The following is a 15,729-nucleotide window of genomic DNA, read 5'->3' as shown; positions in this document are numbered from 1 at the left end:
TGAATTGGGCGTTTGCATTCTACTCCTCGCCTGTTGGGCGAGGAGTATGATTCGGTAAGACGTGCTTCAGCGTGTTTCCACTTGAAGTGAGAGCTGACCAGGCAGCCCCAGCGGATCTTCCGCGTAGGTCTGTAAGTTACTTTCAGCAGGCAGTGTGATGTTCAGCATAAGCTGGCTGGCACTGCCTTCAAGCAATTCGACCATACCCATCATGACGGATTGAGCTTCAGGGCCGAACATCATGCCAAAGCCTTTTGCCTGCGTCCGTGCTTGTTCAATAAGTTGCGCCTCTGAAATGCCTTCCATCGTCGCGCCTAATGTAACAAGTCTGCTGAGAAGGCCTTCATCATTCAGCGTTAATGCAAGATCACCCCCTAGCAGTGTAGCGGCATCGAGCAGGCGAGTATCCCGCAAAGCGTCCATAGGTGTCGCATTCTTGGGTAGCACGACAGGCAAGTCATAATTAAAGCTCAGGCCCATTGCATCGCGTATCGTTATACGGATATCTCCGCCCAGCACGCTGTGGCTCTCTTGCTCGTCCCAGCGTCCTTCAAAGTGAGCATCAAGGACAAGTTTGCCACTGCCATCGGTCAATACATTACTGATCATGCGCATTTCGGTACGCTCAGAGGGAGGGGCTAGAGCAATCATACGATTAAGATCAAGCTCAAGTGTTTCTATCCAAACGCCGCCTTCACCGTCCTTGAAGTCACTATCGACCCTAAGGCGGTCTAATGTGGCAACAAGAACGTCGCTCTCAATAGCCATGTTTTCCAGCAACATCGCACCCAAGTGCTCTTCTTGTTGACCTTGCATTCCGCGGAGGTCTTCGAAGCGTATTCGGTCAATAATGAATGAGCCACTGCCCAGGTCTCCTAAGTCCTCTCCATGCATAGCAACACCGCTAAATTCGAGCATGCCTAGTGCATCCGCTGAGATTGCTTTGCCACGCACTTCAGCAATTTCTAGACGCCCGGGAGCCTGTTGAATGCCAAGCTCATATAGCATCTCGCTGGCCAGCTCAGAATCAAGATCCAGGGTAAAGTTATCAATGCTAAGGCTTGCTATATTCAATGGCGCTTGCTGCACTGCCTCATCATTGAAAACCGCCATGCCAGGCTCGCCAAAGACCGCGCTATCCATACTCAATAGCAGTAGCTCTGTGAGGCTATCTTCGACCCTTATGCCTTCCACGCGAACTTCGTCAGGGTTGTCGTAGTTACCGATGACGATATAGCGTTCGATCTTAAGACGCTCTCCTTCAGGAGAGTCATACATAATGTCCTCAGCGGTAAAGCGATCACGCAGCATTGCTTTAGAAACATCACCAATACTCAGTTCGCCATCGGCGAATAGGGCGGTAAGTTCAGTCTCAAGGCGTTCGGTACTTGCGAAACTTGGGCCAGCAACCAGTAGGCTAAAAGTGGCCATACCGACACAGGTATGCTTAATAAAAAATGACATTTGACAGCCTCTTGATGAATAAAGCCGTAGGCTTAGCAATATTGCCGCATTAGGCTTACAGCGCGCTTATTGTGTTTAATACATTATCAGATAAACGCACTATCATATTAGCAAAAATAAATTTTAATTAATTGTTATCTTGGTGTGGAGTAGGTCTTTGTTGCCATCGATTAGCATGGCAGGCTGTGGAGCCAAGCAGCGCATAAGGCTTAAGAGTACTTCGAGTGACGTTAGGGTAATAGGGTGGGAGAGTATTCTAAATGCGTAGGTAGCTCGGTGGGCAGTGGCGAATGCAGAATGGAAAGAGCCCTGCTGTTAGCAGGGCTCTAGGGGCGTCTATCAACTGCTTTGGGCTTTATGATCGGCCAATGCGGTGGCAACCGCCTCTTCCCATTGGCCTTCGGTGATTCCCCAGTGCTCCATTTGTGCTTGGTCGGCGGGACCTTCGGCGGCGGCATTAAGTGCTTCTGGGGTGCTGCTCTCAAAACAGTGCTTGGCAAACGCCTTTGTTTTACCATCCCTTAGCTGGTCAATCATTTGCATGCTGGTTCTCCTTTTCCATGGTGAGCGCTCGGTGCTGCTCATGACGTCCATTAGTGTAGCGGGTTAACGGCGACTCTGCCTGGTGGGTTTCACCTCTGCCCATAGGCGGTTTTATCTTACAGCGTGGCATCAAGGATGATTTTTAACGCGATGCCTGCTAATAGCAGCATAATTAAATTATCGAATAAGTGGTGAGGCAGGCGTTTGCCAAGCTTAGCCCCTAAGGGCATCGCCACTAGTATGACCAGTAACGCAGCCAAGCTATATACGCTGCGTTCTAAGGTTAAAATACCCGCGCTTAAGAGGGCGGGTATTTGCACGCAGGTGATTGCCACGAAGAAAACGGAAATAGAGCCGATGAACACTTGGCGTTCTAACCGCATGGCGTTGAGAAAGGTCACTGATGCAGGCGCTGACATGCCCGCAGCGCCTTGTAACACCCCGGCTAATAGGCCCACTGGCAAAACGATGCGCTTAGCCAGCGAAAAAGGCATTACCATTTTACGCCTAGCCAGCTTAATGGCCAGATACATTACAATAGCGCCTGCGACTCCAAGCGAGAGCAGGGTGGGCGAAAGCACTACCAGCCCCCAAGTGCCGATGATAATGCCCAGTCCACCGGCGATTGAAAACGCGGCTAAAAACCTTAGCGGTAAAAGATGACGTCGGTACTGCCATACCTGCAGCGCGTTACTGAACAGGTTGGGCGCCACTAGTACCGCAATGGCCAGCTTTACATCATAGAGCATCGTCAGGACGGGAATGACGATGACAGGCACGCCAGAACCAATAGCGCCTTTAATAACCCCTGCCGCGAGCAGCGTTAGCAGAGCAATAATCACGTGTGCATTCCTTTAAAGGCAGGCGGAGCGTTGGCGCAAGCCTGCCGGTGTTTATACGCTATACGTTGCGCTGTTTATTTGAGGAGGGCTATTTAAGTACATAGCAGGGCGTGTAGGGCTGGCCATCTAGCTTCATCCGGCCTTGGGCTACAAACGAGGTGAGTAGCTCGTCTAATCGCTGCATTAGTTCCGGTTCGGCGGTTAGCTCAAAGGGGCCGTGGGCCTCAATAGCACGAATGCCGTCTTCTTTAACATTGCCTGCCACAATGCCCGAGAACGCCCGACGCAAATTGGCAGCTAGCTCATGAGTTGGCTGCTGGCGGTGGAGGGCTAGCGCGCGCATCGCTTCATGGGTGGGGGTAAAAGGCGCCTGAAACTCCCTGGCGATCGTCAAGCGCCAGTTGTAGTAAAACGCATCTTGATGCTTACGGCGGAAATCGGCAATTTCATCAATCCCGTCACGCATTTTACGTGCCACCGCCGTGGGGTCGCCGGTAATAATGGTGTAGTAGCGGCGGATATCTTCACCCAGGGTGTAAACCAAAAACTCGTCGATTTTCTGAAAGTAGGCCGCCGAATTGGCGGGGCCGGTGAAAATAAGCGGAAAGGGGGTGTCAGCGTTGGTGGGGTGAAGCAAAATGCCGAGCAAATACAGAATCTCTTCTGCGGTGCCTACGCCACCGGGAAAAACAATAATGCCATGACCAAGGCGCACGAAGGCTTCCAGCCGCTTCTCGATATCCGGCATCACAACGAGTTCATTAACGATGGGGTTGGGTGCTTCCGCGGCGATAATGCCCGGTTCTGAAATGCCCAAATAACGGCCATCTTTCCGGCGCTGCTTGGCGTGAGCGACGTTAGCACCTTTCATAGGGCCCTTCATGGCGCCAGGACCGCAGCCGGTGCAGATATCTAAATCGCGAAGCCCTAAGTGGTAGCCCACATCTTTAGAGTATTCGTACTCTTCTCTTGAAATGGAGTGGCCGCCCCAGCACACCACAAGGCTAGGGTCGCGGCCGGGCTTTAACGTGCCAGCCTTGCGCAAAATGTGAAACACCGCGTTGGTGGTGCCTTCGCCAGTATTAAGATCAAAGCGTTTGTGGTGCTGGATTTCATTATAGACGTAGACAATATCGCGAATAACGGACGATAAGTGTTCGCGAATACCGCGGATCATACGGCCATCTACAAAAGCTTCAGCGGGCGCGTTAGTTAATTTCAGCCGAATGCCTCGGTCTTGCTGTAGCACCTCAATATCGAAGTCTTTGTAAGCTTCTAAAATGGCTAAGCTATCATCGGTGGGGCTGCCGCAGTTAAGCACCGCCAGAGCGCAGCGCCGGAGCAAATCGTGCAAACCGCTTTTAGAGGTGCTTTTAAGACGATTGACTTCATGCTGAGAGAGAACTTCAAGACTCCCTTCGGGAGATATGATGCTGGAGATCGTGGCGCGGGGCACTGGCAGTTGCGTCATTATGATGGCTTTCCCTGATGTTGGTGATCACAATGTGCATACTATCACGCTGTTACAGACGGTTCAGTAGCGCTCGTGGTGCGCTCAGTAGGTAGCCGAGTTGTGCTACTCTATGGTCTCGTTAAGAGCAGACGATGACTCAATAAGATGGCGCTTCATTATGTTTAATGCCGTGTATTTTCGGACATTTATTACGTTGGTGGAAACCGGAAGTTTCACACGGACGGCGCGCCGTTTGGAAATGACTCAGCCAGGGGTTAGCCAGCATATTCGCAAGCTGGAAATTTACCTTAATAAAACGCTGCTGGAACGTAAGGGCAGGAGTTTTACGCTCACTGAGACGGGCCGACGCGTCTACGACTATGCGCTAAAGCTGTTTGCTGAACATGAGCAGTTTCGCCACGGTCTAGATGACGACTCCTTAGATAGCGGTGATTGCCGTATTGCATCGCCTGGGAGTGTGGGGCTGATGTTTTACCCTTACATTCTCGGTCAGCAGCAGATGCATCCTAACTTGACCGTTAACTATAGCTTTGCGTTTAACCACGAAATTGTTAATGACCTGCTAGAAGGGCGCTACGATATTGGTATCGTTACTGAGCAGGTCAACCACCCGGATCTCACCTGCACCCTTTGGCATAAAGAGCCGCTTTGCTTAGTTGTGCCGGCTGATTTTGCGGGCAGCACCCTTTCTGATTTGATGGGGATAGGCTTTCTCAATTACTACGACGGCATTAACCACGCCAATGCGTTGCTGAAGGCTAATTACCCTGACGAGTTTCGCTCCATGACGCACTTCCGCCACCAGGGGTTTACCAATGAAGTCAGCATGGTGCTGGATGCTGTGGCCCGGGGGTTGGGCTTTACCGTTGTTTCCCGCTTAGTGCTTGAAACGTCCCCTTGGCAGCGTCAGGTGAAGGCATTAGCGTTGCCACATGCCATCAGCGAAGTGCTTTACCTGCTGCGTCGCCAAGACTCGGTGCTACCCAAGCGGTATGAAAAATTACTGAACGGTTTTCACGACCAGCGTATGCAAGAAAAACGCCTCTGGCGCCGGATTAGCGGTGCCAGAGGCGTTAAGCTTACGTTTTGTCTCTCATGCTTTACATCTCACGTTTTAACATCGCAATGATATTACTGGCGATACTCGTCAATGCTAGGGCACGAGCAAATTAACTGGCGGTCACCAAACACGTTGTCTACGCGGTTAACGGAGGGCCAGTATTTAGATGCGGCTACTGCCTGCGTGGGGAAGGCGCCTAGCTTTCGGTCGTAGGGTCGCTGCCAGTTACTATCCATTACGTCTGCCTGTGTGTGTGGAGCATTCACCAGCGGGTTATTATCCAGCGGCCAGTCGCCTCGCTCTACTGCATCGATCTCCTCACGAATAGCGATCATGGCATCGCAGAAACGATCTATTTCGTACAGTGACTCCGACTCGGTTGGCTCGATCATCAGCGTGCCTGGAACCGGGAACGACATGGTGGGCGCGTGGAAGCCATAGTCCATTAGGCGTTTGGCGATATCCTCTTCGCTAATGCCCGAAGCGCTCTTGAGGGGGCGAATGTCGATAATACATTCGTGCGCCACCGTGCCATTTTGGCCGCGGTAGAGAATCGGGTAGGCCTCTTCCAGCCGCTTGGCAATATAGTTGGCATTTAAGATGGCAAGTTCAGTAGCTTCCCGCAAGCCACGGGCGCCCATCATTTTAATGTAGGCCCAAGAGATTGGCAGGATGGACGCACTGCCAAACGCCGCAGCAGAGACGGCGCCGCTTTCCGGGTTGACCCCATTAATAGGCGTCACCACGTGGTTAGATACAAAAGGCGCCAGGTGTGCTTTCACACCAATGGGACCCATGCCGGGGCCACCGCCGCCGTGGGGAATACAGAACGTTTTATGCAGGTTGAGATGCGATACATCACCACCAAAATCACCGGGGCGAGTAAGGCCAACCTGGGCGTTCATGTTGGCGCCGTCAACGTATACCTGGCCGCCGTGTTTGTGGACTACCTCGCATACGCTGCACACGTGAGATTCAAATACCCCGTGGGTCGAGGGGTAAGTAATCATCACCGCAGAGAGGCGTTCGCTGTACTGCTCGGCTTTGTTGGTTAAGTCGGCGAGATCGATGTTGCCGTTTTGATCGCACTCGACCACGACAACTTCCATGCTAAGCATGGCCGCAGAGGCAGGGTTAGTACCGTGGGCGGAGCTTGGAATCAAACACACATCGCGGTGAGCTTCGCCTTGGGCAGCTTGATAGCGACGGATGGCGAGCAGGCCAGCGTATTCGCCTTGTGCGCCTGAGTTTGGTTGCATGGAGATGTGATCGTAACCGGTCACTTCCACCAGGAAAGCGGCAAGTTCATCAATCATTTGATGATAGCCCGCGACCTGGTCACGGGGGGCAAATGGGTGAAGATGCGCAAACGCAGGCCAGGATACAGGTATCATCTCGCTGGTAGCATTGAGTTTCATGGTGCATGAACCCAGCGGAATCATGGCGTGAGCCAGCGAGAGGTCCTTGTTCTCAAGACGTTTTAGGTAGCGCAGCATCTCTGTTTCACTGCGATAACGTTTGAACGTCGGGTGCTCTAAGAAGTTGCTTTGGCGCTGGTACGCGGCCGGAATGCCGCTGATGCCATCCTTCACCACCTTCTCGTCTAGCGCTGCTACGGAAAGACTATGCTCGTCGCCGAGCAACACATCAAACAGGGCTGCTACATCGTGGGCAGTCGTCGTCTCATCCAGGCTAATGCCGACATCGCCGTTAGCGAAATAGTGCAGGTTGATGTCGTGGGTCATGGCACGGCCATGAATTTTGCCCGCATCCACTTGGGTCAAGCGCAGCGTATCGAACCAGCTGTCGTGAGCTAGCATAACGCCTGCCTGCTTGAGACCTTCTGCTAGCAGGGTGGTTAATCGATTTACGCGGCCAGCAATTTTGCGTAACCCTTCTGCACCGTGATAGGTCGCGTAGAAGCCCGCAATGTTGGCCAGCAGCGCTTGGGCGGTACAAATGTTGGATGTCGCTTTCTCGCGACGGATGTGCTGTTCGCGGGTTTGCATCGCCATGCGTAGCGCTGTGTTGCCCCGGCTATCTTTCGATACGCCGATAATTCGACCAGGAATCGAGCGTTTTAGCTTGTCTGATGTTGCAAAAAAAGCGGCGTGGGGGCCACCAAAGCCCATGGGAACGCCAAAGCGCTGGGAGCTACCCACCACAATATCGGAACCCATTGCACCCGGCTCTTTAAGCAGTACTAGGCTCAATAGGTCGGTAGCTACACAGGTCATAATGCCGCGCGCTTGGGCAGCTTCTAGCATGGGGCCCAGGTCGCTAACCTCTCCGCTGGCAGAGGGATATTGAACTAGCGCACCAAAAACGTCGTGTTCGGCTAGTGAGGCGGCTGGCCCACTGATGAGTTCAAAGCCAAAGAATTCGGCACGGGTTTTAACGACGTCCAGCGTTTGTGGAAAGAGGTCGTCTGCCACAAAAAAGGCGTTGGACTTGCTCTTTTTGTTGCTGCGCTTACAAAGCGCCATGGCTTCGGCGGCGGCAGTCGCTTCATCCAGCAGGGAGGCGTTAGCAAGCTCCATGCCGGTTAAATCCATAATAACTTGCTGGAAGTTAAGCAGACCTTCTAAACGGCCTTGGGAAATTTCCGGCTGGTAGGGAGTGTAGGCGGTATACCAGCCTGGATTTTCCAACACATTACGCTGAATAACCGCGGGCATGTGCGTGCCATAGTAACCTTGGCCAATATAGCTTTTAGCCACCCGATTTTGGCGTGCTAGCTGGCTTAGATAGTCAAGGGCTTCTGCTTCACTGCGAGGGTCATCCAGTGCAAGTTCGCGACCAAGTCGAATATCGCTGGGCACGGTTTGCTCAATAAGGTCTTCCATGCGCTGCATATTAAGCGCTTCTAACATGCTAGCGACATCATCGGGGCTGGGCCCGTTATGACGTTTGATAAAAGCATCGTGGTCGGCCAGTTCGGCCAAGCGGCGTGATTCAAAAGACATGGGTAGCTTCCGGACGTTATGAGAAAACCGAGCAGGGGTATTCAACAAAGGCTATTCGGTAATAAGCCTGCCCCAGCCTTAATGAGCAGGCTTAATGGTGATTAATCGTCTGCGTTAATTGTCGCTTGGTAGGCGTCGGCGTCTAACAAGTCGTCAAGGGCTTGATCAGTTACGCGCACCTTCATCATCCAGCCGCCTTCATAGGGCGCATCGTTGACTGTTTCAGGCGCATCTTCAAGGGCGTCGTTGATCTCAATAACTTCGCCATCGACCGGTGAGTAAAGGTCGGAGGCTGCTTTAACCGATTCAATAACCCCAAACTCTTTGCCTTTGCTGAGTTCTTGGCCTACCTCGGGTAGCTCTACAAAAACCACATCACCCAGCGCTTCTTGAGCGTGGTCAGTGATGCCGATTGTCACGGTGCCGTCTTGGTGATCAAGCACCCATTCGTGACTTTTAGCGTAACGAAGATTAGCAGGAAGATTGCTCATGATGATTCCCTATACGAAACGGTTGTCTGGACGAGATCATACTAGCGCTTGTGGTTCGCGTTGGCGACAGCAGGTCTCGACAGCAGAGAGCGATTTTTGCCTATGGTACCGTGTTTCTTATCGGAAACAAATTTCTTCAGTAGAGCAAAATAGCAAATAAAAGCATCGGGTTTCTTAGGGGGTTGGCACTAGTAATAATTTCTAGAAGAGTGACTTTCTCTGCCAAAAGACGACATTGCCATGGATGTGACCTAGGTAAATGGTGTAAAACATGCAAATCATGCGTTTTACATGGCAAAAGATACGCTGTGGCAAGACGCTTGGTTATTAGCACCCAACCAATAACGAGGGCAGACAGCTGCCTAACACCCATAATAATTGAGCTGACGTACAGGGGAAGGAGATACGCGTGGAAACATTAACTAGCATCCTGGGGGCGATAAACGGCGTAGTTTGGGGCCCGTTAATGCTGATTTTACTGTTAGGTGTGGGTCTCTACCTACAGATTGGCTTGAAACTAATGCCGATTCGCAAGCTGGGCATAGGTTTCAAGCTGATGTGGCAAGGGCGCGATGTGAAGCCCAAAGCAGGAGCCGGCGAAAAAGCCCCAGAAAAAGCTAGCGATAGCGGTGAGATTTCGCCTTTTAATGCGCTGATGACTGCGCTATCTGCCACTATTGGTACCGGTAATATTGCTGGTGTAGCCACCGCCATTGCACTAGGTGGACCTGGTGCGGTTTTTTGGATGTGGATTACAGCGTTAGTCGGTATGGCAACAAAGTTTGCTGAAGCAGTGTTGGCGGTTCGTTACCGGGAAACCGACAGCACCGGCTACCATGTTGGCGGGCCGATGTTTTATATCAAAAACGGCCTGGGTAAAAAGTGGCTTTGGCTGGGGGGCTTGTTCTCCTTCTTTGGCGCGATAGCAGCATTTGGTATTGGCAACACTGTGCAGTCTAACTCTGTAGCCGATGCTATGGATGCTACCTTTGGTGTGCCTCACTGGCTTACGGGCATCATCATTATGGTGCTTGCCGGGGCGGTTATCCTGGGGGGCATCAAGCGCATTGCAAAAGTGGCCGGCAAGCTTGTGCCGATCATGGGTATTGCATACGTGATTGCGGGTTTGCTGGTGCTAATGGTTAACGCTAGCCAAATTGGTGATGCGTTTGGGCTGATTTTCTACTATGCCTTCAATCCTATTGCCGCTGCCGGTGGTTTTGCAGGGGCAGCCGTCATGGCCGCTATCCGCTTTGGTGTGGCACGGGGTATTTTCTCTAACGAAGCGGGCCTGGGTAGCGCACCTATAGCTCACGCGGCGGCTAAGACCAAAAACCCAGTGCGCCAAGGTTTGATCGCAATGCTGGGTACGTTTATCGATACCATTATTGTTTGTACGATTACGGCCCTGGTCATCTTGACGTCCACCGTGTGGATTGAGGGGGAAGCAGGTGCATCGCTGACCGCGCTGTCGTTTGATGCGGCGCTACCAGGTTTTGGTAACCAGATTGTCGCGGTGGCGCTGGCTGTCTTTGCGTTTACCACTATTCTTGGCTGGTCTTTCTATGGCGAGAAGTGCTGCCAGTTCCTGTTCGGTACACGTTCTATTATGCTATACCGCGTGTTATTCGTATTGGCTATTCCGCTGGGCGCTATCGCACAGTTGGGCTTTATCTGGCTAATGGCCGATACATTTAATGCCTTGATGGCTATCCCGAACTTGATCGCCCTGGCACTGCTATCGCCTGTGGTCTTTAAGCTCACCAAGGATTACTTTGCCGGTAAAGAAGTGTTGCCTGGTGAAGCGCTGGATCATGATAAATAGCGTTTAGCGCGTCATACGGATGTAATGACTCGCTATGCTGTATCAATAGCTATAGAGCCGGGAAGCCCACTGCTGGCTTCCCGTTTCTTTTTTCGACCGAGGAAACCCCATGACTAATCTTAACCATACACCGCTCCATGCGTTGCACACCAAGCTTGGCGCTAAAATGGTGCCCTTTGCTGGCTATGATATGCCGGTGCAGTATCCGTTAGGCGTTAAGAAAGAGCATGAGCATACTCGCCAGCGGTGTGGCTTGTTTGATGTTTCTCACATGGGGCAGATTCTGGTATCCGGTAAAGATGTTGCGAAAGCGTTAGAGACGTTAATACCGGCGGACTTAGTAGGGTTGAAGAAAGGCGAGCAGCGCTATGGGCTTTTCACCAGCACTGACGGCGGCATTATTGATGACTTGATGGCGGTCAATGCAGGAGACCACTTTTATCTTGTGGTTAACGCCGCCTGTAAAGACCAGGACATTGCCCATCTGCGCACCAATTTAGGCGCCACCCATGAGATCGAGGTGCTCGATCGGGGACTGTTGGCGTTACAAGGGCCAGAAGCTCGCGATGTGATGGCGCGTCTCTGCCCAGAAGCCTGTGAGCTGACATTTATGCAGCATGGCCGGTTCACCTTGGCGGGGCAGGACGTATGGATCAGCCGCAGTGGTTATACCGGTGAAGATGGCTTTGAAATTTCCGTCTCCCGTGAGGGGTGTGAAGCACTTGCCGAACAGTTGCTTGCAGAGCCTGAGGTTGAAGCCATTGGTTTAGGCGCGCGTGATTCACTGCGTTTAGAAGCGGGATTGTGCCTCTATGGGCATGATATGGATCTTGAGACGACCCCAGTAGAAGCCGGGCTTATTTGGGCCATTGGCAAGCCGCGGCGTCACGGAGGCGAGCGTTCTGCTGGCTTCCCGGGCGCCGATTTAATTCTCCATCAGGTGGATGCTAAAGACCATGTGCGTAAGCGGGTCGGTTTGGTGGCAGAAGGGCGCGCGCCGGTGCGTGAAGGAAGCGTGTTAGTAGATGAAGCGGGTAACGAGATTGGTGTGGTCACGTCGGGAGGCTTTGGGCCAAGCGTAGGCAAGCCAGTGGCACTTGGATACGTAAAGCGTGAATGGGAAGCGGCTGAAAGCGTTGTTTATGCGCTGGTGCGCGGCAAGCAGCTCCCCATGGTGGTGACTGCGACCCCCTTTATTAAGCCCGGTTACTATCGCGGATAAAGTAAGCGGTTAGCTGCTAATATAGCGTAAAAAAGCCCCTGACATTCAGGGGCTTTTTCGTCACAGCGACTATTGTAGGGCTACCTTAATACTTGGCGCGGGTCGATAGGTTTGCCACCTTGGCGGAGGTCGAACAGTAGGTCATAGCGCTGGGTCGAGCTGCTTTGCCCGATTTCACAAAGTGGATCACCCGTGCTGACCTGTTGTCCGACTCGGACAAGAATGCGTGCGCATAAGGCATAGACCGTTTGAAGATTATCCGCATGGTGAACGATCACCACGTCACCGAGTTGCCGCATGCCGTCGGCGAAACGTACCTCGCCCGGGGCAACTGCTTTTGCGTTTGCGCCTTCTTGGGTTGCTAGCAGCATTGGCTGAAGCGTACCACGGCTATCTGCACCAAAGCGCCGCACGATACGGTAGTCCTCTAATGGCCATGGCCAGCGGCGTGCCGAGGCGGGCAAGCTGGCGCTTGGCGCTGGTGTTGATGGAGCAGCTGCTGGGCGGCTAGCATTGCTGCTTCCGCTGCTAGCAGCGGCACTGCGTGCTGCACTACTACCAAGGGGCACGCTGACGATTTGACCAACCCGCAGCGCCGTTGCCGGGGTGCTGGGGTTAGCGCTCTGTAAGCGCCCAGAGGTAGTGCCAAAATGACGTGCGATACTGGAGTAGGTATCGCCTGCTCGGATTTGGTAGCGGTAGGGGCCGCCTGAAGGAGCGCGCTCTTGCTGAGTAGGTATCAGCAGGCGCTGCCCCGCGCTTAAGTTCTGTGCAGACACGCCGGGGTTAAAACGTTCAAGACGTTCCAGTGGGACGCTGGCCCTTGCGGCTAGCTGTCCTAATGTATCGCCACGCTGTACTTCAATCCAATTGCCACTGATTTGGCTCGAGCTGCTGGGCGTAGGAACACGTTCGGTAGACGTGCCAGGCCCGGCACAGCCTGCTAGCCCAGTGGCAAGTAAACAAATCACCATCCAGTGAGTTAATCGTGATCGGTTTGGTTGCCAAGCAAGGTATCTTTTTCCTGCCAGAGTGAATTGATCCATGCGTGGAAGCGTTCCTTGTGCTGCGGTTCTTGGTGATAGTTGGCATCAAGCATCCAATGGGGAACAGCCAGTTGCCTTGCTTCAAGGGTAATGGGGGCTTCTTTACCGCATAGAAACCCCCAAAAAGTGGGTGATGGGTTTTGGTAGCTAATGGTTACATCAAGAATACCATCCAATTGGTCGCCTAGCAGACTAATCACCTGGGCAATACCGCCCGCTTTCGGCCTTAACAAATGCCGGAAAGGGCTGTTTTGGGCATCCCGTTTAGCCACTGTGAAACGCGTGCCCTCAACAAAATTAAGTATCGTAATAGGTGCGTTACGCGCCTGCTGACATATACGCTCTGTTGCTTCACGGTCGATAGTGGCGAGCTTAGGGTCTTTGGCAATCTGTTCGCGGCTGAAGCGACGCATAAAAGGAAACTCCAGCGCCCAAAATGCTAGCCCGACGATTGGGATCCATATTAATTGATGTTTTAAGAAGAAGCGTGGCAACGGTATTCGGCGGTGCAGCGCCATAAACAGGATAAAAATATCGGTCCAGCTTCGATGGTTTGAAACTACCAGCCACCATTGATCGGTACTCAGGGTTTTAGGCGTATTAATAGTCAGGTTGGGTTTTAGCCAGCGCCGCATCCACCAGAGGTTAAGGCCTATCCAGTTTTGAGCGACAGCACAGAGCTTATTAAGTAGCCACTGTTTGCGATGACGGCCAGGCGTGATTACCTTGGCAAGCGTCAGCAGAATAAGAGGCACACCCCAAAAAAGCGTGCTAACTATCAGCAGTAAAACGCTGACAACTCCTTTCACAATAGGCATACCGCATTTCCTCGATACAAATTCTTCTGTTCAGCGCTCTGCACGTGAGTACGCCTTTAGACTGAATGCTAAAGGATCAAGGCGATGCTGCCCAGCTTAGCTGTTCACTATTGCACGGGTAGGGTGTTTTTATGGGTCGTGCTAATGCTACCAGCGTGCTTTAAAACGTTTCAGCTAGGCAAGGTGCTTTTACACTTTCGACAAGCACATTACGCAAAGCGTAAGCGGCGACTGATAACTCCTGCTGGGTGATTATACCTACCCGGCAAGCAATGCTTGGGCTATTTAAAGGAACGCAGCGGGCGCCTAGCGCCTGCATCTGTCTAATGCACATAGAGGGGACGGCACTAACCCCCAAGCCTTCGGCTACCATTCTACCTACCGTTGAGAGTTGGTGGCTTTCAAACGCTACGGGTAAATCAATTTTACGTTTGCCCAGTTCTAGTTCCAGCAAGCGACGAACCATCGACGGGCGCTGAAGGGTGATGAAGTCATCCTGTAAAAGCGTTGCCCATGAAAGGCTGCTAGCGTGTAAGGGAAATGTCGGCGGCACCACCGCCACAAACTCATCTTCAAATAGGGGTGTAAACGTTAGGCTGCCTGTTCCCTCCGGTGAGAAAGCTATGCCTATTTCGACTTGGCGGGAGCGCACCATGTCGATCACCTCTTCGTTAATCACATCGTGAACGGTGATGTTGATTTTGGGGTATTGTTGACGAAATTTAACCAGCGCGCCGGGCAGTAAGTTGCAGGCAAAAGATGGCATGGCGGCAACACTCAAACGGCCCAATTGAAGTGTAAATCGCTGGCGCAAGCGCTCCTCGGTGTTATCCCACTGCGCTAGCAGGTGTTTAGCAAGGGGGAGTAACGACTCTCCTTCAGGGGTCAGCCGCACGCTACGGGTGCTTCGGATGAGTAATTTACCGCCAAGCGAATCCTCTAACCCTTTGATAGCGAGGCTCAATGCTGGTTGTGAAAGGTGCAGGCGCTCACATGCATGGGTAAAGCTCAGGGTTTGGGCGACCGCGAGAAATGCGCGCAGTTGTTTGGCAGTCATGTAGACTCTTTTATAAGTTTTTAAAATAAATTGATAAGAAAAACAAACTTAACAAATATATCATCAAGTACAACACTGGCACTATCCCGTAAGCAGCATCGTTAGGATCTGCTCAACGCACCACCGACAATAATGAGAGGCATAACAATGGCAGGATTCGATAAGCGAGTGTCTTCCTACGAGGAAGCAATGGAAGGTATCAAAGATGGGATGACGGTGATTGCAGGTGGCTTCGGCCTGTGTGGCATCCCCGAAAACCTGATTGCTGAGATTAAGCGTCGGGGCGTTAAAGACCTTTCTGTTGTGTCCAACAACTGTGGGGTTGATGGCTTTGGCCTGGGTCTGCTGCTTGAAGATCGCCAGATCAGTAAGATTTTTGCCTCTTATGTGGGTGAGAACGCAATGTTTGAGCAGCAGATGCTCAATAATGAAATCGATGTAGTACTTACGCCCCAAGGTACCCTGGCAGAAAAAATGCGTGCAGGCGGTGCCGGTATTCCCGCTTTCTATACCGCGACAGGTTACGGTACGCCGATTGGTGACGGTAAAGAGGTACGCGAGTTCAACGGTCGTCACTACATTTTAGAAGAGGCGATCACGGGAGACTTCGCAATTGTAAAAGGGTGGAAAGCCGACCGATATGGCAACGTGATGTATCGCCATACTGCGCAGAACTTCAACCCAATGGCGGCGACTGCCGGAAAAATCACCGTAGTGGAAGTTGAGGAAATTGTTGAGCCGGGTGAGCTGGAGCCAAGCCAAATCCACACGCCGGGTATTTATGTGGATCGCATTATTCAAGGCTCTTTCGAGAAGCGTATTGAGAAGCGTACGGTGCGCAGTTAATCGCGACACGCTTTTTAATTGCGACATAGCTTAATGCAATTACTCAACTCGATGACTCTCACGTTATTCACTACG

Annotated in this window: 13 protein-coding genes; 4 read left to right on the top strand and 9 right to left on the bottom strand. The window is 52.2% G+C overall.

The window, feature by feature from the left end; translation table 11 throughout:
• Positions 1–66 precede the first annotated feature (66 nt).
• The 4 genes from P8S54_RS02460 to ppnN form a co-directional block, all read right to left on the bottom strand.
• Positions 67–1,464, bottom strand: a complete 1,398-nt coding sequence (locus P8S54_RS02460; protein ID WP_281443073.1) for a hypothetical protein — start codon at positions 1,462–1,464, stop codon at positions 67–69.
• Positions 1,465–1,803: 339 nt separating this feature from the next.
• The gene (locus P8S54_RS02455) at positions 1,804–2,007 is read right to left on the bottom strand and encodes a hypothetical protein (protein ID WP_281443072.1); all 204 of its coding nucleotides are present in this window, start codon (positions 2,005–2,007) and stop codon (positions 1,804–1,806) included.
• A 116-nt stretch (positions 2,008–2,123) separates the two neighbouring features.
• Positions 2,124–2,849: a sulfite exporter TauE/SafE family protein gene (locus tag P8S54_RS02450; protein ID WP_281443071.1), complete on the bottom strand. Its 726-nt coding sequence runs from the start codon at positions 2,847–2,849 to the stop codon at positions 2,124–2,126.
• Positions 2,850–2,937: 88 nt separating this feature from the next.
• On the bottom strand, positions 2,938–4,320 hold the full coding sequence (gene ppnN / locus P8S54_RS02445; protein WP_281443070.1) for a nucleotide 5'-monophosphate nucleosidase PpnN: 1,383 nt from the start codon (positions 4,318–4,320) through the stop codon (positions 2,938–2,940).
• Between the two features lie 160 nt (positions 4,321–4,480).
• Here ppnN and P8S54_RS02440 point away from each other — a divergent pair, with 160 nt between their 5' ends.
• Positions 4,481–5,452, top strand: coding sequence for a LysR family transcriptional regulator (locus P8S54_RS02440; protein WP_281443069.1), 972 nt, complete (start codon positions 4,481–4,483; stop codon positions 5,450–5,452).
• A gap of 2 nt (positions 5,453–5,454) precedes the next feature.
• Here P8S54_RS02440 and gcvP read toward each other — a convergent pair whose 3' ends face one another.
• Positions 5,455–8,349 carry an aminomethyl-transferring glycine dehydrogenase gene (gcvP, locus tag P8S54_RS02435; RefSeq protein ID WP_281443068.1) on the bottom strand — a complete coding sequence of 965 codons (2,895 nt, stop codon included), beginning with the start codon at positions 8,347–8,349 and terminating at the stop codon, positions 5,455–5,457.
• 101 nt (positions 8,350–8,450) lie between these two features.
• The gene (gcvH, locus tag P8S54_RS02430; RefSeq protein WP_281443067.1) at positions 8,451–8,840 is read right to left on the bottom strand and encodes a glycine cleavage system protein GcvH; all 390 of its coding nucleotides are present in this window, start codon (positions 8,838–8,840) and stop codon (positions 8,451–8,453) included.
• Between the two features lie 409 nt (positions 8,841–9,249).
• Here gcvH and P8S54_RS02425 point away from each other — a divergent pair, with 409 nt between their 5' ends.
• On the top strand, positions 9,250–10,665 hold the full coding sequence (locus P8S54_RS02425) for a sodium:alanine symporter family protein (protein WP_281443066.1): 1,416 nt from the start codon (positions 9,250–9,252) through the stop codon (positions 10,663–10,665).
• A gap of 109 nt (positions 10,666–10,774) precedes the next feature.
• On the top strand, positions 10,775–11,887 hold the full coding sequence (gene gcvT / locus P8S54_RS02420) for a glycine cleavage system aminomethyltransferase GcvT (protein WP_281443065.1): 1,113 nt from the start codon (positions 10,775–10,777) through the stop codon (positions 11,885–11,887).
• 80 nt (positions 11,888–11,967) lie between these two features.
• On the opposite strand, the gene P8S54_RS02415 is transcribed toward gcvT, so the two are convergent.
• The 3 genes from P8S54_RS02415 to P8S54_RS02405 form a co-directional block, all read right to left on the bottom strand.
• Positions 11,968–12,861: a LysM peptidoglycan-binding domain-containing protein gene (locus P8S54_RS02415; RefSeq protein ID WP_281443064.1), complete on the bottom strand. Its 894-nt coding sequence runs from the start codon at positions 12,859–12,861 to the stop codon at positions 11,968–11,970.
• Positions 12,862–12,869: 8 nt separating this feature from the next.
• Positions 12,870–13,751 carry an acyltransferase gene (locus P8S54_RS02410; protein ID WP_281443063.1) on the bottom strand — a complete coding sequence of 294 codons (882 nt, stop codon included), beginning with the start codon at positions 13,749–13,751 and terminating at the stop codon, positions 12,870–12,872.
• A gap of 160 nt (positions 13,752–13,911) precedes the next feature.
• A complete protein-coding gene (locus P8S54_RS02405; protein WP_009095494.1) occupies positions 13,912–14,808 on the bottom strand; it encodes a LysR family transcriptional regulator in 897 nt (298 codons plus the stop codon).
• A 147-nt stretch (positions 14,809–14,955) separates the two neighbouring features.
• Between P8S54_RS02405 and P8S54_RS02400 the strand changes: the two genes are divergently transcribed.
• Entirely contained in the window at positions 14,956–15,654 is a 699-nt protein-coding gene (locus tag P8S54_RS02400) for a CoA transferase subunit A (protein WP_009095496.1), read from the top strand.
• Positions 15,655–15,729: the final 75 nt, after the last annotated feature.

The sequence above is a fragment of the Halomonas sp. M1 genome (genome assembly GCF_029581375.1).
Classification (GTDB): Bacteria; Pseudomonadota; Gammaproteobacteria; order Pseudomonadales; family Halomonadaceae; genus Vreelandella.
The sequence above is the reverse complement of the archived record's forward strand: the minus strand, read 5'-3'. Positions and strand labels throughout refer to the sequence as shown.